General features: G+C 69.9%; 19 protein-coding genes. 11 read left to right on the top strand and 8 right to left on the bottom strand.

Annotated elements, in window-relative coordinates; all coding sequences use genetic code 11:
* Nucleotides 1–68: 68 nt before the first annotated feature.
* On the bottom strand, nucleotides 69–980 hold the full coding sequence (locus tag WMF24_RS45040; protein WP_437733651.1) for an SDR family oxidoreductase: 912 nt from the start codon (nucleotides 978–980) through the stop codon (nucleotides 69–71).
* Between the two features lie 81 nt (nucleotides 981–1,061).
* Entirely contained in the window at nucleotides 1,062–2,012 is a 951-nt protein-coding gene (locus WMF24_RS45035) for an AraC family transcriptional regulator N-terminal domain-containing protein (RefSeq protein WP_437733650.1), read from the bottom strand.
* A gap of 245 nt (nucleotides 2,013–2,257) precedes the next feature.
* Here WMF24_RS45035 and WMF24_RS45030 point away from each other — a divergent pair, with 245 nt between their 5' ends.
* Nucleotides 2,258–3,454: a hypothetical protein gene (locus WMF24_RS45030; protein ID WP_437733649.1), complete on the top strand. Its 1,197-nt coding sequence runs from the start codon at nucleotides 2,258–2,260 to the stop codon at nucleotides 3,452–3,454.
* 241 nt (nucleotides 3,455–3,695) lie between these two features.
* Nucleotides 3,696–5,759: a toxin-antitoxin system YwqK family antitoxin gene (locus tag WMF24_RS45025; protein WP_437733648.1), complete on the top strand. Its 2,064-nt coding sequence runs from the start codon at nucleotides 3,696–3,698 to the stop codon at nucleotides 5,757–5,759.
* Nucleotides 5,760–5,766: 7 nt separating this feature from the next.
* On the opposite strand, the gene WMF24_RS45020 is transcribed toward WMF24_RS45025, so the two are convergent.
* Complete coding sequence (locus tag WMF24_RS45020) at nucleotides 5,767–8,796, bottom strand: beta-propeller domain-containing protein (protein WP_437733647.1); 3,030 nt, start codon at nucleotides 8,794–8,796, stop codon at nucleotides 5,767–5,769.
* Nucleotides 8,797–9,243: 447 nt separating this feature from the next.
* Here WMF24_RS45020 and WMF24_RS45015 point away from each other — a divergent pair, with 447 nt between their 5' ends.
* Nucleotides 9,244–9,558, top strand: a complete 315-nt coding sequence (locus tag WMF24_RS45015) for a hypothetical protein (protein ID WP_437733646.1) — start codon at nucleotides 9,244–9,246, stop codon at nucleotides 9,556–9,558.
* A 1,074-nt stretch (nucleotides 9,559–10,632) separates the two neighbouring features.
* Complete coding sequence (locus WMF24_RS45010) at nucleotides 10,633–11,379, top strand: hypothetical protein (RefSeq protein ID WP_437733645.1); 747 nt, start codon at nucleotides 10,633–10,635, stop codon at nucleotides 11,377–11,379.
* Here WMF24_RS45010 and WMF24_RS45005 read toward each other — a convergent pair.
* Nucleotides 11,376–11,888 carry a hypothetical protein gene (locus tag WMF24_RS45005; protein ID WP_437733644.1) on the bottom strand — a complete coding sequence of 171 codons (513 nt, stop codon included), beginning with the start codon at nucleotides 11,886–11,888 and terminating at the stop codon, nucleotides 11,376–11,378. The two genes, WMF24_RS45010 and WMF24_RS45005, sit on opposite strands and share 4 nt — an antisense overlap.
* Before the next feature lie 252 nt (nucleotides 11,889–12,140).
* On the opposite strand from WMF24_RS45005, the gene WMF24_RS45000 reads away from it, so the two are divergent.
* A complete protein-coding gene (locus WMF24_RS45000) occupies nucleotides 12,141–12,704 on the top strand; it encodes a cysteine hydrolase family protein (RefSeq protein WP_437733643.1) in 564 nt (187 codons plus the stop codon).
* Between the two features lie 36 nt (nucleotides 12,705–12,740).
* Here WMF24_RS45000 and WMF24_RS44995 read toward each other — a convergent pair whose 3' ends face one another.
* Nucleotides 12,741–13,346 (bottom strand): DUF4150 domain-containing protein, encoded by a 606-nt coding sequence (locus WMF24_RS44995; RefSeq protein WP_437733642.1) that lies wholly within the window; start codon nucleotides 13,344–13,346, stop codon nucleotides 12,741–12,743.
* A gap of 403 nt (nucleotides 13,347–13,749) precedes the next feature.
* On the opposite strand from WMF24_RS44995, the gene WMF24_RS44990 reads away from it, so the two are divergent.
* Entirely contained in the window at nucleotides 13,750–14,613 is an 864-nt protein-coding gene (locus tag WMF24_RS44990) for a tyrosine-type recombinase/integrase (RefSeq protein WP_437730089.1), read from the top strand.
* Between the two features lie 6 nt (nucleotides 14,614–14,619).
* Nucleotides 14,620–15,894 carry an IS91 family transposase gene (locus WMF24_RS44985; protein ID WP_437729911.1) on the top strand — a complete coding sequence of 425 codons (1,275 nt, stop codon included), beginning with the start codon at nucleotides 14,620–14,622 and terminating at the stop codon, nucleotides 15,892–15,894.
* A 340-nt stretch (nucleotides 15,895–16,234) separates the two neighbouring features.
* On the opposite strand, the gene WMF24_RS44980 is transcribed toward WMF24_RS44985, so the two are convergent.
* On the bottom strand, nucleotides 16,235–16,558 hold the full coding sequence (locus WMF24_RS44980) for a hypothetical protein (RefSeq protein ID WP_437733641.1): 324 nt from the start codon (nucleotides 16,556–16,558) through the stop codon (nucleotides 16,235–16,237).
* 25 nt (nucleotides 16,559–16,583) lie between these two features.
* On the opposite strand from WMF24_RS44980, the gene WMF24_RS44975 reads away from it, so the two are divergent.
* The 3 genes from WMF24_RS44975 (at nucleotide 16,584) to WMF24_RS44965 (ending at nucleotide 20,414) form a co-directional block, all read left to right on the top strand.
* Nucleotides 16,584–17,720, top strand: a complete 1,137-nt coding sequence (locus WMF24_RS44975; RefSeq protein WP_437733640.1) for a DUF2169 family type VI secretion system accessory protein — start codon at nucleotides 16,584–16,586, stop codon at nucleotides 17,718–17,720.
* Between the two features lie 103 nt (nucleotides 17,721–17,823).
* Nucleotides 17,824–18,339: a putative immunity protein gene (locus tag WMF24_RS44970; RefSeq protein WP_437733639.1), complete on the top strand. Its 516-nt coding sequence runs from the start codon at nucleotides 17,824–17,826 to the stop codon at nucleotides 18,337–18,339.
* Between the two features lie 173 nt (nucleotides 18,340–18,512).
* Complete coding sequence (locus WMF24_RS44965; RefSeq protein ID WP_437733638.1) at nucleotides 18,513–20,414, top strand: hypothetical protein; 1,902 nt, start codon at nucleotides 18,513–18,515, stop codon at nucleotides 20,412–20,414.
* A gap of 216 nt (nucleotides 20,415–20,630) precedes the next feature.
* On the opposite strand, the gene WMF24_RS44960 is transcribed toward WMF24_RS44965, so the two are convergent.
* Nucleotides 20,631–20,828, bottom strand: coding sequence for a hypothetical protein (locus WMF24_RS44960; protein WP_437733637.1), 198 nt, complete (start codon nucleotides 20,826–20,828; stop codon nucleotides 20,631–20,633).
* Between the two features lie 524 nt (nucleotides 20,829–21,352).
* On the opposite strand from WMF24_RS44960, the gene WMF24_RS44955 reads away from it, so the two are divergent.
* A complete protein-coding gene (locus WMF24_RS44955) occupies nucleotides 21,353–22,015 on the top strand; it encodes a DUF4360 domain-containing protein (protein ID WP_437733636.1) in 663 nt (220 codons plus the stop codon).
* 312 nt (nucleotides 22,016–22,327) lie between these two features.
* Here the strand turns inward: WMF24_RS44955 and WMF24_RS44950 are convergent, their stop codons facing one another.
* Nucleotides 22,328–24,151, bottom strand: a complete 1,824-nt coding sequence (locus WMF24_RS44950) for a discoidin domain-containing protein (RefSeq protein ID WP_437733635.1) — start codon at nucleotides 24,149–24,151, stop codon at nucleotides 22,328–22,330.
* Between the last annotated feature and the right edge of the window lie 107 nt (nucleotides 24,152–24,258).

Raw genomic sequence — 24,258 nt, 5'->3', positions numbered from 1 at the left:
CGATGCTCCTGGCTCGGCGCGGCGCCGCCGCGCCGCCACCTGAGCCGCAGGACGGGCGCGATGATCGCTCAGCGCGCCGCTCCTCGTCCGTTGCCGAGCCAGCCGGCCATCTCCGTCTGCGGCTCCGCTTCGCTCGCGAGCAGCTCCCTCAGCCTCGACGCGAAGGACACGGGTGGCCGCCCGAGGACCGCCCCCAGGAGCGGATCCGCGGCGGCCGCCTCGCCCGCCGCCAGCGCCGGATACGTGGACGCCCAGAACCTCGCGACATCTCCGTGCGCGCCGTTCCGCCGCACGAACTCGTCCTGGCTCACCACCGAGAAGCGGATCTCGCGGCCGAGGATCGACGAGATGAGCGCCGTCGTCTGCTCCAGCGTGTACGCCTCTGGCCCGGCGAGGGTTATCGTCTCGTCGTCGAAGCCGCCGCCCGCGAGGATCCTCGCCGTCGCCTCCCCGAGGTCGTCCCTCGCGGCCCACGCGACCCCCCCGTCCCCCGCCACGACCACCTCGTCGGATCCGGGGCGGAAGAACCCGAGAAAGACGGGGAAGCTCTCCATGTACACGCCTTCTCGGATGATCGTGTAGGTAACCCCACGCGATCTCAGGTAGGCCTCCGTGTCGAGGTGCGCTCTCATCACGGCTGCCTTGCTCTGCTGTCCAAAGGAGAGAGAGGTATAGTAGATGTGTCTCACCCCGGCCTTCACCGCGGCGTCGATCGCGTTCTTGTGGGACGTGACCCGCAGGTCGTCGGAGAAGGACGGATGAGAGACGATCAGCAGCTTGTCTCCACCTCGAAACGCGTCCTCCAGGGATCCGGGATCTGTATAGTCCCCGGCCCTCACCTGCACGCGCGCCTTCTCGAGCTCCTCGCGAGCCCGGCGGTTGTGCAAGGAGACGATGATCTCGGAGGGTGAAACCAGCTTGAGGATGTGCTTGAGCACCGACGAGCCGAGGTGCCCCGTTGCGCCTGTGAGGATGATCATGGCGGAGAGCTTGTGGCGCGCCCGGGGGCGCGGCGAGGGCGAGGGCTGCGCTTCTCTTGCCGGATCCTGCGATCCGGCCCGCTACGGCCTCCGGAAGCGCTCCGCGTAGTCGCCCGGCGCGGCGCCGAAGTGGCGCTTGAAGTCGCGGGTGAAGTGCGAGGCGCTCTCGTAGCCGGCGCGCTGCGCAACCTCGCTCGCGCGCAGGCCAGAGAGCAGGAGGGTCCGCGCGTGCTGAAGGCGCAGCCGCTTCAGGTAGCGCATCGGAGAGACGCGCGCGACGGCGCGGAATCGGTGCGCGAAATGCGAGGGGCTCATCGCGACGTGCCGCGCCACCTCCTCGACGGACAGCGGCCGCTCGACGTTCGCGCGGAGGAAGCGCATCGCCGCCTGGATCCTGTCCGCGTCGCGGTCGCGCCGCACGGCGCTTCGAACCGCCGCGGCGGCCTCCGAGCGGAGCAGACGAAAGACGAGCTCTTCGAGCGCCAGGGGCGCGACGACCCGGCGCTCCACCGGGTCGCGGGTCGCGCGGAGCAGCCGGACGACGGCGTCCTCGATCGGCGGTTCGAGGTCCGAGACGAGGGCCGCAGCGGGCTCGGCCGCGGGCTCGGCGCGCGCGTCGGCCAGCGCGAGCAGCACCCTGGCGATCGCGTCTGGCGGGATCTGGAGGCTCATGGCGAGGTAAGGAGAGGCGCTGTCGGCCTCCGTCACCGCTTCTTCGAACGCCGTGTCGCTCGCCACGACGGCATAGCGCGAAGCGTCGTACTCGAGCGCGTACGCGTCGAACCGCGCGGTCGTCCGGCCCTGGCCGACCACCATGAGCGTCGGCGCGAGGGCATGGAGCACCGGACAGATCGTGGGGCGCGACGCGCGGACGAATTTCAGTCCGGGAAACGCCGCGTCCGTGCACCCTTCGGCCTCCGCCTGGCTGGCGATGAGCGCCGCGCGCTCGCCGGCTTGCACAGCACGAGGGAGCCCCGCGGCCTGCGGGCCCCTCGACCCGTGCCGGACCCGGTCCGTGGATGGTTGCAGCATGCTGCCAGCGTACATCGCGCTGCGCAGCTCACCAGGGTCCGCGTTCTGGCGCGCCAGCTCCCTCGCCTCCCCTGCCCGGCCGGGCGCGGCCTCGCACGCCGGCTTTCGCGCGCGCGCCGGACCGCGCCGCCCTCGGCGCGACTGGCACGGCTCTTTCTTGAGTACGGTCCTGCCTCGAACCGCGCGTCCTCCCCGGGATCCTCCCTCGCGCGGCCCTGGCATACTCTGGCACAGGAGCGAATCCAATGACAGCCCCCCGCCTATCCCGGTTTCATCACGGCCCCGCGCTCTCGCTCGCGATCGCCCTCTCTGGCGCGCTCGCGGGCTGCGGACCCGTCATCTTCGGGGAGACGACCTGCGAGTACCAGGGCGTCGAGTACAGCCCCGGCGACACGTTCCCTGACGCGAACGGGTGCAACACCTGCAGCTGCGGGGAGGACGGGGCCGTCACCTGCACCGACATGGCCTGCCCCTCCGAGTGCACCTGGGATGGGGTTACCCACGCGCCCGGCGCGTCGTTCCCCGCCGGCGACGGGTGCAACACGTGCGAGTGCCTGGACGACGGAGACGTCGTCTGCACCCTGATCCTGTGCGTCAGCGGTTGCACCTACGACGGGTCCATCTACGGGCCGGGCGAGTCGTTCCCCGCGTCGGACGGGTGCAACACATGCACCTGCGATCCCTCGGGCTCCGGCAATGTCGGCTGCACGAAGATCGCGTGTCAGGGCTGCGAGCCAGGCGGCAACGGCCGCCCCGCGGGGGCCTCGTTCCCTGCGGGCGATGGCTGCAATACCTGCACGTGCGACGCGGATGGCAGCGTCGTGTGCACGGACGCCGCTTGCCCGGGGGGCTGCACCTACGATGGCGTCAAGTACCAGCCGGGCGACAGGTTCCCGGCGCTCGATGGCTGCAACACCTGCACGTGCGGCGACGATGGCAGCGTCGCGTGCACGGAGATTGCCTGCGCGGAGGGCTGCACCTACGATGGCGTGAAGTACCAGCCGGGCGACAGGTTCCCGGCGCTCGATGGCTGCAATACCTGCACGTGCGGCGACGATGGCAGCGTCGCGTGCACGGAGATGGCTTGCGCGGAGGGCTGCACCTACGCCGGCGTGGAGTACCAGCCGGGCGACAGGTTCGACGCCATCGACGGCTGCAATACCTGCGTCTGCGACGCTGGAGGAGTCGTGAGCTGCAGCGAGCGTTATTGCGGCTGCGACCCGTCGCGCGAGTGGTGGCGCCAGTACGTGAGCACCAGCCAGGAGGAGTGCGCGGCCATCGACTTCGCTTGCACCGGGGGCCTGACCCATGTGTCCAACGAGTGCGGCTGCGGCTGCGAGCAGGACCTGAGCTGCCCGCCCTCCTTCGACTGCACGCCGCCGAAGGCGTGCGACCTGGACGAGATCCAGCAGCGCTGCCCGTACTCCACGATCCAGCGCTGAGCGGGCGGCGCCGCAGATCCCGCGCGGCGCCGCCGCCCACGCCGCCTGCCCCGGGCGGCGCGGGAGCTCGGCGGCCTCGACGCGGAGAGCGTCTTTCGCGCGGTCCGCGCCGCGATCGCCGGCCGCGCGGCGCGCGTACGCCGATCGGCCGTGAGGCGAGCCCCGACGCGGCGCTTCACGGATCTTTGCAACCAGCGCGAACCGCCGCCTTCTCGGCGCGAAACCCGATAGGCTGCGAGGCGTGGACTCCACGACACACGACGGCGCGGAGCGGCCTGCGTCGATCCCGCCTTCGGCCAGGTACAACCCCGAGCACGGGACGTTCGAGCTCGAGGAGACCGGCGCCGACGGCCGCCCCTCCGGCGAGCGCCTCGTGTACCGCGCGAGCGACGGCTCGTTGCTCTCGCGCTGCAGCTACGCGGACGGCGTGAAGGACGGGCCGTTCACCGTGTTCCACCCGAACGGTCAGCCCGCGCAGCGCGGGCGCTACCGGGGCGGCCAGCTCGACGGCGAGGTGGTGGCGTACGGCAGCGACGCCGCGACCGAGCTCAGGCTGCGGCCGTGCTGTGTGCCGCCCGGCGCCTGGGCGCTGCGAACGCGGTACCGGCAGGGGCGCATCGTCGGCCAGGTGTTTCACGATCGCGCCGGATACCCGATCTCCGCCGACGGCTCCCGCTGGCCCGACAGACCGGCCGGCGTCGCCGAAGGCGCGGAGTACGAAAACAGCGCGCAGTGCTGGCGGGTCGATGAGGAGGACGACGCCTCGGCCGCGTCCATCCACCGCTACTTCACGCTCGAGGGCAAGCCCGCCCAGGAGATCGAGGTCCGCGGTGGGGCGCGCTGCCGCGAGCTCCGGTACGACGCGCTGGGCCGCCCGGCCGAGGAGCGACACCTCGACCCCCAGGGGCGCCTCCACGGCCCCTTCGCCCGCTGGTTCCCCGGTCCGGACGCGAGCCCTTACCTCGACCCGCGCGTGCGCGAGGAGCGCGGCCAGTACGCGCACGGCCACCCCGTCGGGGCGTTCTCGGGGCTCGACGCGGACGGGGCGCCAGTCGTCCGGCGCGAGCTCGGCGAGGCGCTCGACGCGGCCGGCCTCGTCGCGTCGCCCGCCCTCGCCGAGGACCTCGAGGCGTGGGACGCCGAGCGCGTCTGGGCCCTCGCGCGCGAGCTCCTGCAGGGCGGCCGCGCGCGCGAGGCCTGCTGCGCCGCGGCCCGCGCGGCCGTCCGCGGGGGCGAGCGCGAGCGGCTCGCCGGGTTCCTGGACGCCGCGACGCTGCGGCAGAAGCCCGAGGTCGCCGGGCAGCGCGGGCGAGCCCTGCTCGAGGCGTCCGGCGTGACAGCGCTCGGCGCCCTGGACGCGCTGCTGCTCGGCGCGGATCCGAGCGCGGCCTACCGCACGCTCGCCGCCGTCTTCCCGGGGTCGCGCCGCGTCGCGCTCGCGCTCGTCGAGGCGGCGCTGCTGCTCGATCCCGAGCGCCGCTCGACCTGCATCACGCGCGCGCTCCTGCGCCTCGATCTCGGCGACAGGCGCGGGGTGCTCGAGGATGCCGACCGCATCGAGCCCGAGGCCCCTGCCATGGCCGAGCACCTGAGGACCTTCGTGGGGCTGCTGTTCCCGCGGTTCGCCTTCTGGCCGGCGCAGCAGGCCCTCGATCCGATGCCCGGCGACGCGGTCACGGTCGAGGTCGGCCAGCCGATCGAGCAGGTCCGGCAGAAGATCCAGCTCTACGCCACCCGGCTCCTCCGCCTGCGCGAGGCCGTGCAGCGCAGCCTGCCGGGCGCGGAGCCCTGTCCGTGGCTCCCGCCCGACCTGTCGCGCCTCTTGCCGGACGGGCCGGTGGAGCTCGCGCGGACGGCGGCGACGTTGACCGAGGAGACCGAGGACGGCATGGAGACCGTCGAGCTCACCGTGGACGAGACGCTCGACACGGGAGCCCTGCCGGTGTCGCTGCTGATGCGGAGGGCCCGGGCCGAGTGGGCCGCGCTCTGCTGGCTCTGCTGGTCGGTCGGCCTCGACAGCGTCGCGCTGCCGGAGCGCATCGCGCCCCGGCCCGACTTCACGGCGGCGGTCAACATGGCGCTCACCCGTTGCTTCCGCGCGCGCGACCAGATCCAGAGCGGGGGGCTCATCAGCCGGGCGCGCGGCGTGCCGGGCTTCGTCTGGGAAGGGCACGCCATCGACGGGCTCGACCCCGCGCTCGCGGTCCTCGTGGCCGACGAGACCTACGAGATGCGCTGCGTCTTCGTGTGGCTCATGTTTCCGGAGAACATCTCCCCGTTCCAGAGCGACATCCGCGCGACGTGAGGGCCTGTCAGTCCCCGAGGTCGACGACCTCGATCCCGTACAGCCCGAGCGAGCAGAGCGCGCGGTCCCCGGAGACCGTCACAGGGTCCCTGTAGGCGTACGAGGAGAGCTCGCCCTTCCGCTCGAACGTCAGCGCGTCGAGATCCGTCGCGTCGAGCACCGAGATGGCCGGGGGCTCGGCGCCGGCGACGACGAGGCGCGTCCCGTCCGCGAGGAGCGGCACGACGTGGCCCATCTCCTCGGCCTCGTACGCCGCGACGTCGAGCCGGCCCTCGGCGAGCCCGCTGACCACGAGCCCCAGGTACCTGTAGTCGTGGCCGCCGTCGTCGCTCGCCGTCCTGTCGCCGTAGGTGAGCATGAACACGCGGTCTTCGCCGGCGAACGCCTGCGTGATCGCCATGCTGTCGTCGATCGCGCGCTCGTCGCGGGGGCGCGCTGCGTCGTCGCCCACGTCGACGAGCTTGAACGCGCGGCGCGTCCCCCGGCAGGTGCCCGGCCCGTCGCGGCGATTCCGATCCTTCGGGACGAACCTCTCGTGGTGCGCCACGGCGCCGTAGCACGCCTCGCGCGCCGTCACCTCGAACTCGAGCGCCTCGTAATCGACCGTGAGCAGCCGGCGCGCGTCGCTGTCGAAGGCGAGGAGCGATCCGGGCACGTTGACCGGCGGCGACACGACCGGCGAGGACGGGTCTTCCACGTCGACGCGATCGAGGTAGAAGCGCGCCCTTGTGGGGTCGTCGGGCAGCGGCACCCAGTGCGAGGTGACGACCGTCGTGCCGTCGATCAGGAGGCCTGGGTACCCCTGGCCCTCGGGCAGCGCCACGGAGCGGTGCGCCGGGCTCGTCGGGCTGGAGAGATCGAGGATCTCGAGCCACCCGCGCTGCGGCTGCGGGGCCGTGGAGCCCTGCGGGTCACGGTGCTCCTGCGTCGTGCGGATCACGAGGGTGCTCCCGGCCTGGACCACCGTGTCGCCCGCGCCGACGAGGGGGCCGTAGTATCGGTACGGGTAGAGCGCGCCGCCGCTGAACGGCAGCTCGAGGCGGCTCGCGATGCGCGGCGCGGACGGTACGCTGAGGTCGATGACGGCGAGGCCCGTCGTCCAGCGGTTGTACGAGGGCCAGAGCAGGTAGGCAGCCTGCCCGTGCGCGAAGAGGCGCGCCTCGGACAGACCTGCTTCGTGGCAGCCGTCCTGCGACGCGGAGGAGAGCTCGGCGAGATCGAGCGCGCCGAGCGGATCGGCGCGGCCCGGGTCCGCGGCGGGCGCGACCTCGAGCGTCGCGCGGCTGCTCCGCCGGTCCGCGCTCAGGCGGACCACGAGATCGCCCGTGACGACCGCGTTGGCGACGGCCGTCTCGAGGGTGAGGTGGGCGGCCTCGACGGGGATATCGCGGTCATCGATGTTGAACGTGCCGACCTCGAGGTCGGAGACGGCGAGGAGCCGGTCGTCGTGGACGAAGGCGCGGCGCGCCCGGCCGCGCACGGGCGCGGCGCCGCGCTTCGTGAGCGTGTCGCGCGTGAAGTCGACGAGCTGGACGCCGCTCTCGTAGGGGCCGCAGCCGCCGTGCTCCCGGCCGCTGTAGGGGACGAGGATCGTGCCGAGATCGTCCAGCAGGGTGAAGGCCTTGTGGATCCGGTCCTGATCCTCGGCGAAGTCGAAGTCGCCCCAGCTCCGGCCGAAGTGGACGCGCCCGAGCATCGTGGGGCGCGCGAGATCCGAGACGTCGAGGAGCGAGACGTGGAGCGGGCCCTCGCCCGCGTCGGCGTCGAACCCGACGGCGAACAGGCGATCGCCGCGCGGCTCCATGTGAACGACCCAGCCGGGCATCTCGAGCTCGCCGAGCTGGGCGGGGTTCGCCGGGTCGCTGAGGTCGATGGTGAACAGCGGGTCGATCTGCTCGGCCGTGATCGCATAGGCGCGGTCGCCGTCGAAGCGAACCGAGCGCAGCCTCTCGGGCCGCGGCAGCCTGAGCTCGGTGTAGCCGAGCGGCGCGATCTCGTCCGAGGACACGACGGAGAACGTCTGGACGGCCGGCATCGCCTCGGCCCCCCAGATGCCAGGCTGGCTGATGACGCGGAGGACGCCCTCGTGCTCGTCCATCTGCCAGCGGCTCTGGATCTGGCCGGCGACCTCGACGCTCGCGCCCGCGGCGAGGTGGCCTGCGGGGTCGGAGATATCGACGACCTTGAGGGTGGAGTGTCCCTCGCTGGTGCCGTCCCACGTGACGCCCGCGACGACCATGCGATCTTCGGAGGCGATGACGCTGCGACGCCACCCGTGCGTCGCGAAGTCGTCGTCGGGAAAGCGGAGCTGCTCGACGACGCCGATGTGGGCGGGGTCGCCGACGGAGAGGGAGGTGATCGTGGTGTTCGGCGCGCCGGCGCACCTGAAGCAAGCGCCGTTCTCGAAGCTGACGGCGTAGAGCACGTCGCCGACGACGCGCGCATCGGAGAGGGTGCCCGGCAGGTTGAATGATCCCAGCGGCCGGATCTCCGCCGGATCGGAGACGTCCAGCGCCTCGATGCGGCTCACCTGCCCGAAGCCGTAGGAACCGGAGGCGTCATCGGCGAGGCGCTCTCCCCACGACGAGAACATGGCGTAGGCGACGCCGTCGCGCAGGACCATCTCGAAGGGGATCCCGCGCGCGTGATATCGCCCGAGGAGGGTGAGCCTGTCGCGCCGCGAGATGTCGACGACGCTGAGCCCCGCGTACTGCGAGAGCGCGTAGAGCTTGCCGTCCTGGACCTGGATGATGTCGGCCTCGGCGATCGCGCGCGCGGCGTCGCCGTCGCCCGCCGCATCGTCCGGTGCGCTGCCGGGGCCGCCGCCCGCCCCGGAGCTGCCATGTTCGCTCGCGCCGGGCATCGAGCGGTCCGCGTTGTCCCCCGGATTTGCAGAGATAAAGTCGGCCCCCCGGGGAGGGGTGGTCTCCGGCCCCGTCCCCGTCAGCTCCACCTGACAGCCGGTGACTCCGGCCCATGCCGCTGTCGCCGCCAGGACGAGCCAGCTGACGTGGATTCTGGACAGAAGGATGGTCATGGTCACCTCGTTCGAACCAAGGCAGAGGGCGCCACCCGTGCTCCCGTGCGCGTCGGACTTCTGCGTTCCCGTGCCTCGCACAGCCAGCAAGCAGCAGGCCATGCGGGGCATCTCGAAGTTCTTGCGGGATCTCGGCGATGTGCGCGCCAAGTGTGCCAGAGTGTGCAGCTGGCGGGTGTCTCAGGCTGGCCCTTGCCGCGCCACGAGCGGCGGCGTCACCTCACGCGTCCTTGTCCGGGCGAGCGAGCCCCTCGGCCCGCGACGCTCGATCGAGAGGAAGTTGGAGCACAAGGCTCGATACAGGCTCCCCATGCCGCTTTCGTGCTGGCCAGGCGCGGGCTGGGAGGGGTGATATATACGCGAAAAGGCGCCGCGCGAGCGCTCCCGGGAGGCGCGGGGCCCGCGGTCGCCTGCCGGAGGTGAAGCATGTCGACGCGCGGGAGAGGGATGGTGCTCCTCATTGTCGGGCTCGTCTGCGCGAGCTGTGCCAGGAGCGAGGAAGAGATCCGGGAGGATTTCGAGGTGATCGTCGCCGAGTCGAACGCGTGCAACGACGCCTCCGAGTGCGTCTATGCGTCGCCGGGCTGCCCGCTCGGATGTTTCGTGCCCGTGAACAGCGCCAAGAGAGCGTATGTGGAAGACGAGGCGCGCGAGCTCATCGACGACTACGAGCGCGGGGGCCGGTACTGCGCGTACGAATGCGTCGCGCCAGGCCCGCTCGAGTGCACCGATGGCCGCTGTCAGGAGGGCGCCTCGCCCTGACGTGAGGATCGCCAATCGCCCCGTCGCCACCGGGGCCCCTCCGCCGAGGCCCGGGTGGGCGGACCCGACGTCCAGCGCCGCGACGCCTCAGCCTCGTGGGTCGCGCACGATGCATGCACCAGCGCGATCACGATCGGCGATCCGCGGGACCAAGAACGTGATCCCGCTGATCACGATGCAGTGATCCGAGCGATCGCGACGCGGCGATCTCGGTGATCACGATGGCGTGAAATCCGCACGCCGCTCATCAGCGGCGCCCTGGGGTCCCAAGGTGCCCGCGCAACGCCTCGGTGACGAGCTCGATCGCCGCCCTCACCGGCTCGGCGAGGGGCGCCTCTCTGCGGTATACGATCGAGAGCCGGCTCTTGCCGAGGCTCTCGCCCATGAGCCGCAGGAGAAGGCTCGAGCGAGGCGAGGAGGCAAGGCGAGATGGTGAGCCCCATACCCGCGACGCAGGCGGCCAGAAGGTCGCTCACCTCGCGGTATCGCATGAGCACGCGGGCGCCTTCGCTGTGCTCTTCGATCCACCGGGCCAGAGGGGCGTTGCTGATGCCGGCCTCGAAGCCCAGCAGGTCGTGTGTAGTCGTGCCCCCGGAGGTCGCACGAGCCGGCCGGCGCCGGGCGCCGCGCCAGGTAGGCTTCCGAGGCATACAGCGACCAATCGAGATCGCCGAGCTTCCTGGCGATGAGATCGTCGCCGTCGACCGTGCCCGAACGCAGCGCGACTGGCCAACATTTCCGACAGACAGAGACCATACATCAAACTGCGAACTCTTTGGCATTTCTGATGTGAATGGATAGATATCGTATCGCGATCGGATGGCGACAAGCGCTTGCGGCCCGCGCGGTGGATGAACGGCGGTGGCCATCGCCAAGGGACGGGGTGGCAGCAATTGCGGCGCTCGTTGCGAGGGATTAAGCTTACCGTGGAAGCGCTGGTAAGAGCGAGGCGGGGCGCTCCCGGCAGCCGGCAGCAACATTTCTGCACGGCCCACCGATGGGTTCATCGCGTACCGCGCCCGCGGCGACGAGGACGCCTGGATGCCGTAGTGGCAGTGTCGATAGGAGTGAATCATGAAAGGATTGATTCTGGCTACTCTGTCATTCTCCTGTGCGTTCGCCTCGGCCGCGTGTGATGCCGAGATCCCTGAGGGCGGCGACGGCCGACTCGCCCGCGGCGCAGCCGCCGAGGGCGTGGCTGGGGACACCCGCGTGGCGGTCGTCGAGGCCGCCGGTGGCGCCAGGATGCACTTCTCCGAGCCTACCCCCGGAGAGCTCGTCCTGGAAAGCAGCCCTGAAGGCGACGGTGGCGACCTCCTCGACCCCGTCCAGCTCGACGCTCTCGACGCGACTGCGGTCCATGAGGCCTTCACCGGCGCGACGGCGCCCACGGCGCTCCTGCCTCCGCAGCACCGATTCGCCGCGTTCATGGGTGATGCGGGTGCGGGTGAAGCAGCCGGAACCGACGAGCTCGCAGAACTGGCTCCGACCCTGCTCGCCGCTCCAATGCCCGCCAGGGATTTCAATCGCCGCTACTGCTCCATCATGGTACTCTGCAAGCTGAACGTGAGCAACTTTCACCACAGGAGGTGGGCCAAAGGATTCGAGGGGTACATCCACGTTGTTCGAGGGAGCGTCCAGCTGCGCGTTTCCCGCAAATACGTCTTTCGCGACTGGCAGCTCATCCGGGACCATCCCGTGCTCGAAGGGGAAACCTACCACTTCGGCCCCAAGGACTGGAACATCAAGCGCCCGATCAAGATCGAGGTGAAGAACGCAGACGAGGGGGATCTTTTTCACATCGGTTACCGTTTCATCTAAATAGCCGATCCCGAATCGGCAACGGGCGAGCAGAGCACCGGCCGCAGGCTCGCGGGTGACCCCGGGTACGGGGAGAGGGCCTCCAGGCAATCATCCACCTCCTCGACGAGTTGGTCGATGCTCGCGCCTACTGCCATCCCGGCAACCTGTCCACACAAGGCATTTCCGCAGGCTGGCACGAAGTAGATCGCAACCGACGGTCCCGCACCAGCATCGCCATCCTTCCAGCGACAACCAAGGAAACGGATATGCGATTGAACACCGGCACCGCCTACCTGGGTTGGAGGCACGAGGCTGCACAGATCGTGAAGCTTCAACAGGAGGTTCTTCTCGATCTGCCACGATATCCCAGCATGCGGGTCCAGCGCGAGGCGCGGGGCGGTGCCAGCCTGGATCCAGCCGAGGCTTACACCGGCGCTCAGCTCCGACGCCTCTGCTTGCGTCGAAACGACACCGAGCACGAGAGCGAACATCGCCGCCGATGCGACCCGTCGGCATTCCGTTCTCATCGGTCCCTTACCCCCTTTGCCTCCTGAGCCGCGGGGCGAGCGCCCTCCGGGCGATGCGCCAGCGGCTGGCCGCGGTGAACGGGCTCGTACCGCGCCGCCGGGCGTACGCTGAGAGGCTCTCCGGGGCGCCGACCGCCTGAGGCAAGGCCTGAGCGCCGAGGGAGGGCAGAAGACCTGCCCCGCGAACCTCGACGACCGTCCCGGCGTCGGTGTGCTGTTGACGGTGGGCCGCCGGACGGAGAAGCTCGCACCATGCGTAGCGCGCTGATCGTCGGCGACCTCCAGGTCGGAATCCTCGGCAACTACCCGTTCGCGAAGGTCGTGGTGCCGCCCGTGACCGAGCTGCTGCCGCGAGCGCGCGCTGCCGGGGTGCTTGTCGTGTTCGTGCGTACCGCGTTTCGAGCGAACGGCGCGGACCTGGCGGGTGAGGTCTTCGCGGCCTTCCACCGGGCCGGTGACCTGTTCCACGAGGGGTCGCCGGGTACGGAGGTCGCGCTGGAGGTCACCGCGGACGACATCGTCGTGCTCAAGCGGCGCACGAGCGCGTTCGCAGGAACGGATCTCGATCTGGTGCTCCGCGCCCGCGGCGTGGACTCGCTCGCGCTCACCGGTGTCGCGACGAGCGCCATGGTCGCGGCCACGCTGTACGACGCGTCGGACCGGGGCTACGGGCTGACCGTGCTCCGCGACGGGTGCGCCGACCAGGACCCGGCGGTGCACGAGCTCCTCGTCAGCACCGTCTTTCCCAGCAGGGGAGCGGAGATCCTCACGTGCGCGGAGTGGGCAGCTCGCGGTGCGCGTACGGCTCCCCGTTGAGCGCGCCCTCATCGGCGTGAATGCGCGGCCCGGTGATCAGGCCGAGCCGGTCGGGTTGAACATCGCCCGGCCCCTGGTGTTGCGGTTGTTCATCCAGAACAGGTCGTCGTGCCGCACGACCTCGAACTTCTCGGCGCGCACCTTCGCGGAGTGCTCGATGGGCTCTGCCATCGCGCTCACGGTGCCCGACTTCACCCCTCCGGCCGAGCCCGGCGCGTCGCCGCGCACGGCGGGGATGTAGCTCGCCATCGTGAAGCTCGGGTTGCTGGTGAACCGCACGCTGGACGTCGTCTTCTCGCTCTCCTCGAAATTGCCCACCACCGGGTAGGGCACCGGCACCGTCGCCGCGCCCATGGGCGTGAGGTTCACCGACGGGGCCAAGGACACCACCTTCGGCCTGACCTGCTTGCGCGTGCCCTCCCTGGGTGGCCCGCTGTTGTACCTCAGCGAGTCGCCGCCGGGCACCGGCGTCTGGTTCAACTGCTCGTCGGTGAGGCCGTTGAGGTCCTTGTTCCGGTCCACCGGGAGCCCCAGCGCCCCGAGGTTGTCGCGGAGCAGCCGGTAGAAGAGCGGGTGGTGATTCGCTTCCGTTCCGAGGCCGGGCCACTTCCGGTGGCCGATCTCGTGGACCAGGATGTTCACCGGCGATTTGCCGGCCGGGTTGTTGGACCAAGCCGCTTCGCGGCAGCTCCAGCCACCATGAGACCTTGGGAGCCATGGACCTGGCGGCGGCGCTCGGGCCCCCGAGCGAGCGCGATGCGGACGAGGTGCAGGAGTTCGGCGTGAGGCTCAAGAAGATGCTGCGGGCTCTGCTTCGTTGAGCATTCCGGATACCGAGCCGCGATTTCCTTCCGCGGCTCGGGTCCTTGTCGTCGTTGCAGTTGTCGCGGCAGTGATTGCTGCCGCAGCGCGGCTTTTGCCGGTATTCCCTGCGAAAATAAACGCCCGGCGCAGCGCAGGACTGCCCGCCTGCCGCCTCATTCCCTGCCCACCCTGCCGGTCGCGACGCCCCTGCCCGGGCGCCGCGTTCACCAGGAGGGCAGCGATGGGACAGCTCCGCGATCGAATGGCCGAAGACCTGAAGCTGCGGCGATACAAGCCGTCGACATGCGACAATTACCTCCGCTGCGCACGGGCCTTCGTAGCCTACCACCGCAAGCCGCCGCAGCAGCTGGGTCTCGACGAGGTGCGCGCGTTTTTGCTCTACCTCGCCGAGCAGCGGAAGATCGCGGAGGCGACGCAGCACCAGTACGTGGCGGCGATCAAGTTTCTCTACGCCACCACGCTCGGGCGTCCGGAGGTCGCTGTCGCGATCCCGTGGCCGAAGGTACCCCAGAAGCTGCCGCCGGTCCTCAGCGGCACCGAGGTCGAGGCGCTGCTCAACGCGATCGGCTCGGTCAAGCAGCGCACGATCGTGCTGACGGCGTACGGCGCCGGTCTGCGCATCGATGAGGTCTGCTCGCTGCGGGTCGAGGACATCGACAGCAAGCGCCACCTCATCCACGTCCGCAATGGCAAGCACGGGCGTGATCGGTACGTGATGCTCAGCGCCCCCGTGCTGACCGCGCTGCGCATCTACTGGCGGGCGGAAAGACCCGCTGGACCGGAGCTGTTCCCGGGTCGCCAGCAGGGCTCGGTCATCTCGCACGAGGCGGTGCGCAGCGCGCTGCGCGAGGCGGCGAGGCGCTGCAAGCTGCACAAGCGCGTCACCCCGCACGTGCTGCGGCACAGCTTCGCTACCCACCTGCTCGAGCTCGGCACCGATATCCGCGTCATCCAGGCGCTGCTTGGCCACCGCTCCATCCGCACCACCGTCCGCTACGTCCGCGTCAGCCAGGCTCACATCGGTCGCACCCGCAGCCCGGCCGAAGTGCTCGGCACTCAGGAGGCCAAGAAGAAGCTCGGCTGAGCTCGCGTGCACCCGCATCGCCCGGCGCCGCGGCCCGCGGCCGCGGGTAGGCCTCGGCTCGAGGTCGCGGATATCGTCCGCGCCCACGGCGAGGCCTACCTGCGCGCGCACGCCGTCTCCGCCGCCCAGCGCAAGGTCCTGCGCGACATCGCTGCGTGCAGGACCGCGGTGCTCGGCGGCCATGTCGACGTGTGCACGAGCTGCGGCCACGAGCAGCCCTCGTACAACTCCTGCCGCAACCGCCACTGTCCCAAGTGCCAGAGCCTCAGCCAGGCCCGGTGGATCGCCGAGCGGCAGCAACGCATCCTGCCGACGCATTACTTCCACGTCGTCTTCACGCTCCCGGCCGAGCTGCGCCCGCTGGCGCTCGTCAACCAGCAGACGGTCTTCGATCTGCTCTTCCAGTGCGGCTCGCAGACCCTGCTCGCGCTCGGCCGCGATCCCAAGCGGCTCGGCGCCGACCTCGGTGTCACCGCCGTGCTGCACACCTGGAGCCGCGATCTCAGCTTCCATCCGCACCTGCACTGCATCGTCACCGGCGGCGGGCTTTCGCTCGACGGCTCGCGCTGGATCGAGGGGCGGCGCGGCTACCTCTTCCCTGTGCAGGTCCTCGGCAAGCTCTTCCGCGGCAAGTTGCTCGCCGCGCTTCGGCAGGCCTATGACCAAGGAGAGCTCGACCTGACCGGCGGGGCCGCCGCGCTGGCCAACCCCGCGGCCTTCGCTGCGCTGCTCGACGCGCTCTACCGCAAGCCCTGGGTGGTCTACGCCAAGCCGCCCTTTGCTGGGCCCGAGCAGGTCTTTGCCTACCTCGGTCGCTATACCCACCGTGTCGGGCTGTCCAATCACCGACTGCGGTCGATGGATGAGCGCGGCGTGTGCTTCCGGACCCGCGGAGACAAGACCGTGACGCTCTCCGCCGAGGAGTTTCTGCGTCGCTTCCTGCTGCACGTGCTGCCTCATCGCTTCGTGAAGATCCGACACTTCGGCTTGATGGCAGCGTGTCACGCCACCACCACGCTCGAGGTGGCACGCACGACGATCCTGGCGGCGCGAGACGCAGCGCAGCGCGCTGTCGGGGGAGAGGAGCGCCGGGAAGGCAGCTCTCACGAGCACGAGCCCTCTCCGCGCCACGTCGTCAAGGTCGACTGGTGCACGCTGCTCGCCGCGCTCACGGGGATCGACCTGTCCCTCTGTCCTCGCTGCGGTCAGGCTGCGATGGCTCGCCGTCCGCTGCCGTCGTGCGTCGTCGCCTCTTCCGCTGCTCCTCCGGACACGTCATGAGCATCGATGGCCTGGGCAGGAGCAACGACACCACCTCCGTTGCGCGGCGGTCAGGCATCGATCCGCCTTCTGCGCCGTCCATGGCGGCGGCGTGCGTGCTCCTGGGCCTCCGTCGGCGCCGCGCTCTGCCTCGGCACGTCTGCGCCCGACGTCGTGGCAGCGGGATGCCCCCCGCGTGCGAGCCCCGCCGAGCCCGCCCTCTGCTGCCTTCTCGGGCAGGATCCCCATAGGCCTCGCGACCGCTCCGCCCGGCCGCGAACCGGCCCGGTCCAACCCGACGTTTGCGGGACTGCGCCGGGACCTCGCCGCCGCCGCTGCTCAGGCGCAGTCCCGCAAACGCCTATTCGTTGGGGTTGATGAAGATCGTCCTCCCCCCGTTCTGCGCGAAGCCGTTGAAATAGCTGAAGATCTTGTTGCGATCCGCAACCCGCACATTGTACGCGGCGGCGACCATGTCCGACATCTTCTGCACGTTGCCCTCGGAGAGCTTCGCCGGGTTGTCGGTGACCACGATCGTGCCGCCCCCGCTGGCGCTGCTGAGGAAGTTGGCGCCGCCGGGCGCGTCCTTGATCTGGTCGATCCAGCCCTGCACCGCCGTCGGGTTGAGGCTATCGGGATCCGCGACGAGGTTGTACTGTCCCATCGCCGCCATGGTATCGGCCACGGCGACTCGGCATCAAGCAGGTGCGATGGACTTCCAGAACCTCACGCCCTTCTCCGCGCTGACGTGGTTCACCGAGGAGCTCGATCGGTCCGAGTCGCAGGTCTTCGCGCTCGCCGTCGGCTATCGGCTCGTCGCCTCCGCGGAGGGCGGCGACACCCACCGCGCCGAGCCGCTCGAGGGCGCCGACGCGATGGCGCTCGAGGAGGAGGATCGTTACGCGGGCGCGCCGCTCGCGTCGAGCGTGCGCGCCGAGAGCGATCTCGTGCCGCGAAAGGCGCGCTGCGACGTGATCGTGAACGCCGCCGCGCACGCGCCCGGCGGCGAGCCGGCGGCGCGCTTCACGGCGCGGGTGCGGCTCGAGGGCCCGCGCGGCGAGGCGCTGCTCGACAAGACGATCGGCGTGACGGGGCCGCGGTGGTTCGAGCGCACCGCCGACGGGTGGAGGCTCGGCGATCCCGAGCCGGCGCGCGCGGTGCCGGTGCGCTGGGAGCATGCGTACGGCGGCGCGTCGCGCGTGCCTTCGGCCGGGCTGAACGAGGTCTGCGTCCTGAACCCCCTCGGCTGCGGGTGGATGGATGCGCGGTACCTCGCGGCGCTGGAGCAGGCCGGCGAGCCGCTGCCGGAGCGGCTGCCTGCGCCGCAGATCGAGGATCCGCGCCGCCCCGTGGCCGGGCTCGACGTCGTGCGCCAGCCGCCCGCCGCGAACGCGAGGCAGATGGCGGAGGCCGCGCGCGCTTACGGCGGTGCGCCGGTGGGCCTGGGGGCGATCGGGCGCGCCTGGACGCCGCGGCTGCAGCGCGCGGGCACCTACGACGAGGCGTGGCTGCGCGACGGCTGGCCGCACCTGCCGCTCGATTTCGACTTTGCGCACTGGAACGCGGCGCCGGACGATCAGCAGATCGACGAGCTGCCCCCGGGCGCGCGGCTCACGCTGATCAACCTCGTCGCGCCGGGGCACGCGCCCGGCGGCGAGCTCCGCGTCACCCTCCCCGCCCCGCGCGCGGTGGTGCGCCTCCACGCGATCGACGGCACCGTCGAGACGGCGCCGCTCCGCGTCGAGCTCCTGCTCGTCGACGCGGAGGCGATGCGGCTCGCGTTCGTCTACCGCACGACGATCCCCCGCGCGCACCCGGCGGCGATGGCCCTGCTCGAGCTCGTCTAGCGGCCCGCGCGGGGGATCGCCGATCACGTGCGTCGCCCAGGCGAGCGGGTTGGCCCGTGCGGATTGATTGGGTATATCCACGGACAGCGCAAGGAGGAGATCCATGATTCTTCCCAAGAAACGCGACCCACGGTTCATCACCATCCGCCGCGGAGGGCTCCTGGAGGATGGCACCCATCACGCGCTGGCGATCTGGGCCGCAGATTGCGCGCAGCACGTCCTGGGGCTCTTCGACGAATACAGGCCAGACGATGACCGGCCGCGCCGAGCGCTCGCGCTGGTGCGGGCGTGGACCCGAGGCGAGGCCACGATGAGGGAGTGTCACAATGCGGCGTTCGCTGCCAACGCCGCCGGCCGCGAGGCGCCCCCCGCCGCCCGGTTCGCCGCCCTTTCGGCGGGTCAGGCGGTGGCCGTGGCGCACGTAGCCGCCCATGAGCTGGGGGCCGCGGCGTACGCCATCAGGGCTGCCAGGGAAGCCGCACCATCGGGCCAGGGGGACGCGGCTGCGCGAGCCGAACGCCGATGGCAGTGGGAACAGCTGCCCGATTCGATACGGGACCTCGTCCTCGACGACCAGAAGCTGCGAAACGCGCTCTGCTGGAACGTGTTCGTCGACTGAGCCGACGGCGCTGCCACGGGGGGACGTGACGCTCGAGGTCCGCTCCGTCGGTGGGCCTCTCGCGCTTCGAGCCCGCGCGGCTCCGACAGGGCCGAGCGCGCCACGCAGCGAGGAGGTCGCCATGGAGCTCGACAGGAGACCCGGGACGTGCGCATACTGTAGAATCCACAAACATGCGCAAAATGTCCAGCATCCATGCGGGAGCGGTATCCATGGGCGTATTGCTCTTCGCTCGGATCGCCTCGGCGTGGACGCACAACGAGCACACGCGCATGACCGCGATGGCGCTCCGGGACGAGACCAGGCTGGCCTCGCAAGCCTTCCCCGAGAGCCTGCACGTGCCGCCCCTCGATACGTCGGCGCGGCGAGCGCTCGCCTCGCTCTGGGACGCTGCGCGCAAGGCCGATCCTCTTCGTTCGAAGCGACTCTGCGCGACCATCGACGAGGACGAGCTCAGTTATGGATACGCGCCTACCTGCATCAGCTTCGCTTCGCTGCCGGCGTTCGCCGCCGATCACACCTGCTCTGCGAGCGATCTGGGACAGATGGTCGCGGCGAAGGACAACTGGCCGCAGCGCGTGCTGCGCGTGGCTCAGAAGTTCGACACGAAGGTCCGCGACATCGAAATATCACACGTCGACGACGCCAAGAGGAAGGCCGAGATCGCCAACGCACGCCGCGATCAGGATCTTTACCTGCTGACCGTCGACGATGAATACGTCTCGCGCGCGAAGGACAATCGCTCCCACTTTCAGCTGGCGCGGAGGGCGAACGTCACGAACCTTCGCACCTATCTGGCGCAGGCGCTGGAGGCCGGGAGCCAGATCAACAGCGCCGCGCTCTATGTCGTTTACCACCAGCGTGCGCTCCGCTTCGCCGCCGCGGCAGCCGGCGCCCAGCTGGCGGGCGACCTCGCGTGGTCCGCCGTGCTCAACGAAGCCTACGCGCTCCACTTTCTCCAGGACGCGTTCGCGTCGGGGCACATCGTCGGCGCGTCCGCGCCGAACGAGCCCGATGGACTTCGCCTCGGGACGCACGATTACTACTCCGGGCACGGTTTTCCGATGACGACCTGGACGGGCCGCTCCTACCCCGGGTTCGGAGACGGTTTCGCGACCGAGGACGACTACGTGCACACAGCGACCGCTATTCGCGAGAGCCTGCGGCAGATCGCCAGGGCGGCCGGGGCCCAGGGCCGCTGCTCGGGCGCTGCAGAGAACAGGGCAGGGCTGTGCGCCGACGAGGTCGCGGCGCTGAACGCCGTCGACCTCCACGAGATCAACAGCTGCGCTTCGGAGAACACCGTGCCCGCTGGCGTGGCTCGCCTCGCGGAGCTGCCCCTCGTCCACGAGGTCCTGATCCATACGCCGGTCCCCGCGCCGCGGGAGCCGCCTCCGCCCATGTTCGTCGGAGAGAACGGCGTCTTCGCGCTGGCGAGCGCCGCCGTCACGATCGGCGCACCGATGCATCGCGTCGAGCCTGGGGTCACATCGGCCCGCTTCCTCGCCGAGACCAGCATGACCCTCGGCATGGGCTTCGCGACGGACGGTGTAACGAGCGGCCATCGAGATAGCGCGCTGTTCGGTGGTCTCGTCGGGGCCGCCCAGCTGCGCGGCAGTGGCTCGCGCCTCGGGGTGGGAGTGAAAGTCCGGCTACCTTATGTGCTCTTTCCTGCGGATGTACCGCTCTGGCCGCTGTACGCGCTCGTGAGCCCCTGCGGCTCGTTCAGCGCGTGCTTGGCCAGTTTCGTCGAGCGGGGAACTCGTGCGTCCAGCCTGCTCCCCATCGGGTTCCTCCGCCCAATCGAGGTGCAGTTCAGCGAGCGCACGACGTTCAAATTCGACGTCGGCCGGGAGGCATCGGCGCTGGTGCTCTTCGAGCCGGACACAGGGGACTACGCCGGCTGGGAGGTAGCGGTCCCTTACGCCACGTTTCGGACTCACTGGTTCGATCGCGACATAGCCGGCGACGATCTGCTCGGGATCTCGCTCCGATTCGGGGACGATCGCGCGTATGGTTGGTTCGTAGGCCCGAGCATCACGTACACGCGCATCGGCCGCTGGTATGGACGCTAGGCTCACCAAGGCACTTCGACTCCAGCCGACGCAGCAGGCGTCGGGGTGGAGCCGAGGCCGAAGAGATCGGCGACGGCTTCGCGGTGGTTCTTCTCGGGCCTACCCTTCGATCGGTTCTGCCAATGAGCTCATACAGTCGGACTGCAATCCGCGAGATGAGCTCGTCGAGAACCGGCGTTTGGAAGCCGATGTGCGTGCAGGGCAGGGCCTCGCCGTCTACCCCGCCGCGAGCCGATCCGCGGGCACCCACGCGGCGCGATGGCCGGTCGGGACGCGCTGCGGGATCCGCGGCCGGGCGATGGGGGCGCGGTCGACGTTCGCCGCGTCGAGCACGTACCGCCGGCCGAGCAGGCGCCCGTCCATGCTCGGGAGCTCCGTGAGCACGTCGGGAAGCGCTGCGCCAAGGCCGCTCATCGGCACGCCACCCCGGCGACCGCCGCGCTTCGTACCTCCAGCGTCAACACCGCGTCACCCAGGTGGATCCGTGGTCCCGCGACCATGGATGATTTCGTCGCGGCAGGAAATGCCACGCCTCGGTACACGGTCAACCCGTTCGTAACCGCATCATCACGCGGCGGGAAGGCGAACGGGCTGAACAAGCCCCGATCAAATAATCTGAAGGGCTGGTCCCCGTCGCGCCATCAAGTCCATGAGCTGCCCGGATCCGGGAGGCGAGCCGTCCTGTGTGCTCTGGGCCGATGTGCAAAATGGCTCTACCATGCTGCAACATTCTATCCCCACTGCCGGGCCCCGCGCCCCGCCTGCACCGCCCCCCCCCGGAGCTCGGCGCGGTCGGCGCGCTCCCCGCGGAGGTGGTCGCCGGCTACTACCCCGACTGGACGCCGTCGCCCACGGTCTGCGGGCGACGCGTGTCGCACGAATCGAGAGCTGAGAGCTGCATGTCGCGCCGGCTTGTCCGGTCACCATGAGAGGACGTTATGAGACGATTCCAACTTGCCAACGAGCTTCTGAAACGTCGTGTTCGGTCGTGTCTTGCGATGCTGATTTGCTCCTCCCTGTGCGTCGCGTGCGCGGACGCTTCCGACGAAGGCGAGATCGTGGGAGGCGAGCAGACGGCCGCGCTCGAAGACGGCGACGTGCCTGACCCGAGCCAGGTCTCGATCAAGGCAACTGCCTCCGGCTGCGGAACCATGGATACGCAGGTTGGGGGTATCAACACGGAATACGCACTCACGTTCGATGACGCTCGCGGGGGCCGCGACGACTTCGGCACGTACGACGTCGCTTGTGACGTCGAGATCACCTATACGTTTCCAGCGGGCTACACGTTCGACGCGCCGTCCTTGGATGTGTTTGGTGACGTGTACACCGAAGACGCAGCCGTCGTCACGGTTCAAGCAAGCCAGTCACTGGCCGGCACGGCCAGCGCCTTCAAGACGTTCGAGGACATCGACACGGACGTCGACGGGGTGTTCGAGCTGCTCTCCATCCCTGCCGGGGGACAAGCGGGCAGCGCCCCGTGTGGCGCCACCTCGGCCACGGTCAACGTGCAGCTCCGCGCCACGATCGGTGGCACGGGGAGAGCATCCGTCGAGTTCAACTATATTGATGGGCTGATCCCCTGGCGCCGCTGTCAGTGAACCGACCCAGGGCCTGCCGTCGCGTCAACCGCTCGCGCTGTCTTGCCCCTCGCGAGGCGGCTCTACGACAGCCGGGACCTCGGCGGCCCCGCTCGACTTCCTGACCTCCGCAATCGGCCGCTTGCCCGCGCCCGGCCTCCCTGACCGCGGCTGTGGTGCTAGAACAACGATCGCGTTGAGCGAGCGAGAAATGAACCGCCAAGACGCCAAGGACGCCAAGGACGCCAAGAAGAGGACAATGCCTTGGCGTCCTTGGCGTCTTGGCGGTTCGAAGTTCTCCTCGTTTCAGGCCGATTCAACCCGTTTGTTGCTCTAGGGAGCGCCCGCGTGCGTCAGCGTCTCCCAGCCGATGTGGTTGCCGACCCGGGTGGAAGCGCTGCTCATCGCCCTGACGCGCGTGATGAGCTCCTCGGTCTTCGGCATGCTGATCCCGCGCCGGTTGCGGAATTCGTTGTACCCGATCTCCCAGCCCATGACCGCCGAGCCGCCGCCGGCGGTCTTGGCGAAGCTGCTGCAAGGCCAGTTCCGCGCCGGCATCCAGCCCGTGGGCGTCACCTCCACGCCGACCCGATTGCCCGTGTTGTCGAGGTATTGTAGCACGTAATCGGCGTTCAGCTCGAGCGCCTCCCGCAGGCGGTTCTCGTCGTGAACCGGGTCGTCGCTGTAGGCGCTGCGAGGATCGCCCTGGATGCGAAGGGTCTCTGCCATGTTCGCCAGCGAGCTCACGCCCATCTGCATGTGCCCGAGATCGCGGCAGGTCTCCTGCTCCAGGCCGGCGATGTAGCGCGTCGGGTTGCTCCAGATCCCCGCGAGAGCGCCCTTCGCGTCGTCGGTGTAGCGCGGCCGGCCCTGGTAGGTCGGATAGAGCGGCTGGCGGCCGTCGCTCGGCATGTAGATCATGGCCTTCGTCGAGTGCTCTACCTGGCTCACGACGTACTCGTACTTCTCGCGATCGTTCGTGAAGATCGCGATGCCGAGCGCCGTCTCGTTCATCACGGAGGTCCGGTTCGCGCCGCCCGTCCAGCCGTCTTTCACCAGGTCCCAGTAGACGGTCGTGAAGTGGTTCTCCTGCAGCGTCGTGTCCTCGGCCGTCCAGCCGCTGTACGTGTAGCGCAGGATCTCCGCGGCCCGCAGGAAGTTGGTGCCCGCCCAGCCAGCGGCGAAGTGGCCGTTGGCGTAGACCTGGCCGTTGTCCGGGAAGCGGGGCTGATCGAACAGGATGGCGGTCATCGTGCGCGCCCAGGCGTTGAGGATGCGCCTGGCGTTCTCGGCGTACTGTGCGTCGCCGCTGTAGTACCAGAGCAGCGCCTGCGTATAGGCGGCGTTCGCGTCGTTGACGATCTCGGTGCAGCCCGCTTGCTCGAAGCCCATATCGAGGGCTTTCTGCTTCGAGCCGGGCGTGGAGCACTTGACGACCGGCACCGGGCTGGCGACGTAGCTCAGCTTCGCGTGCCTGGAGCCCCTGGCGAGCTGGTACTCCTTGGTCCAGGGCTGCGCGCCGCTGCCGATCTTCGCCTTGACGAAATCGAGCTGTCCCTTGCTGACAAGGATGCCCGGATGGACGAAGGTGCTGGCGGGGGCCGCGCTGGCGGAGATCTGGAGCTCCGTCACGCTGGCGTAGTCGTTCACGGTATTCCCGTTGACCGTGAGGCGGACGTACCGCGCGTCGACGGGCTGGAGCTCGACAGGCTGGAGCGACGTGTTGGGCAGGCTCTTCCCCGCGAAGAGCGGCGAGAAATTTTGGCCGTCCGTGGACGTCGAGAGCGCGTAATCGTAGATGCGCCCATCGACCCCGCCGTTGTACCAGCCCAGGGAGATGCCGCAGATGCGCTGCTTCGCGCCCAGGTCCGCCGTCACATAGGCACCCTTGCCGCGGCCCGACCAGCGGGTGGCCAGGCTGCCATCGGCGACGTTCGTCGCCGGGTTCTCGGCCTGCGCGACGCTGGCGACGAGGCTCGTCGGCGTGAGGCGAACCGTGCAGCCCGACGCCGCGAGCGGCGATTGCTGCTGGTCGCCGACGTGATCGCCGTCTGTCGCAGCGCCCTCGTCGACGCCCGTGTCGGCGCCCACGACGCAGCCCGCGAGAACAGCCGACAGGGCGACACACAGTGTGGGAACGGCAGCGCGTAATCTCAAGGTGTTCTCCTTCCGGTAGATCATTTCACCCGCGCCAGGGAGGGAGCGTGTGCGATGATGCCACAAAGCAAGATCAAAGCTCTCAAGGAGATGAGATACGGTATTTC

Source organism: Sorangium sp. So ce1335, from assembly GCF_051521615.1.
Lineage (GTDB): Bacteria > Myxococcota_A > Polyangia > Polyangiales > Polyangiaceae > Sorangium.
This window is presented reverse-complemented; position numbering and strand designations above follow the sequence as displayed.

What these genes read in the sequence shown, in the direction of transcription:
- WMF24_RS45040 (WP_437733651.1), bottom strand. Translation starts at nt 980, where the DNA reads ATGATCATCCTCACAGGCGCAACGGGGCACCTCGGCTCGTCGGTGCTC.
- WMF24_RS45035 (WP_437733650.1), bottom strand. Translation starts at nt 2,012, where the DNA reads ATGCTGCAACCATCCACGGACCGGGTCCGGCACGGGTCGAGGGGCCCG.
- WMF24_RS45030 (WP_437733649.1), top strand. Translation starts at nt 2,258, where the DNA reads ATGACAGCCCCCCGCCTATCCCGGTTTCATCACGGCCCCGCGCTCTCG.
- WMF24_RS45020 (WP_437733647.1), bottom strand. Translation starts at nt 8,796, where the DNA reads ATGACCATCCTTCTGTCCAGAATCCACGTCAGCTGGCTCGTCCTGGCG.
- WMF24_RS45015 (WP_437733646.1), top strand. Translation starts at nt 9,244, where the DNA reads ATGGTGCTCCTCATTGTCGGGCTCGTCTGCGCGAGCTGTGCCAGGAGC.
- WMF24_RS45010 (WP_437733645.1), top strand. Translation starts at nt 10,633, where the DNA reads ATGAAAGGATTGATTCTGGCTACTCTGTCATTCTCCTGTGCGTTCGCC.
- WMF24_RS45005 (WP_437733644.1), bottom strand. Translation starts at nt 11,888, where the DNA reads ATGAGAACGGAATGCCGACGGGTCGCATCGGCGGCGATGTTCGCTCTC.
- WMF24_RS45000 (WP_437733643.1), top strand. Translation starts at nt 12,141, where the DNA reads ATGCGTAGCGCGCTGATCGTCGGCGACCTCCAGGTCGGAATCCTCGGC.
- WMF24_RS44990 (WP_437730089.1), top strand. Translation starts at nt 13,750, where the DNA reads ATGGGACAGCTCCGCGATCGAATGGCCGAAGACCTGAAGCTGCGGCGA.
- WMF24_RS44975 (WP_437733640.1), top strand. Translation starts at nt 16,584, where the DNA reads ATGGACTTCCAGAACCTCACGCCCTTCTCCGCGCTGACGTGGTTCACC.
- WMF24_RS44970 (WP_437733639.1), top strand. Translation starts at nt 17,824, where the DNA reads ATGATTCTTCCCAAGAAACGCGACCCACGGTTCATCACCATCCGCCGC.
- WMF24_RS44965 (WP_437733638.1), top strand. Translation starts at nt 18,513, where the DNA reads ATGCGCAAAATGTCCAGCATCCATGCGGGAGCGGTATCCATGGGCGTA.
- WMF24_RS44960 (WP_437733637.1), bottom strand. Translation starts at nt 20,828, where the DNA reads ATGAGCGGCCTTGGCGCAGCGCTTCCCGACGTGCTCACGGAGCTCCCG.
- WMF24_RS44955 (WP_437733636.1), top strand. Translation starts at nt 21,353, where the DNA reads ATGAGACGATTCCAACTTGCCAACGAGCTTCTGAAACGTCGTGTTCGG.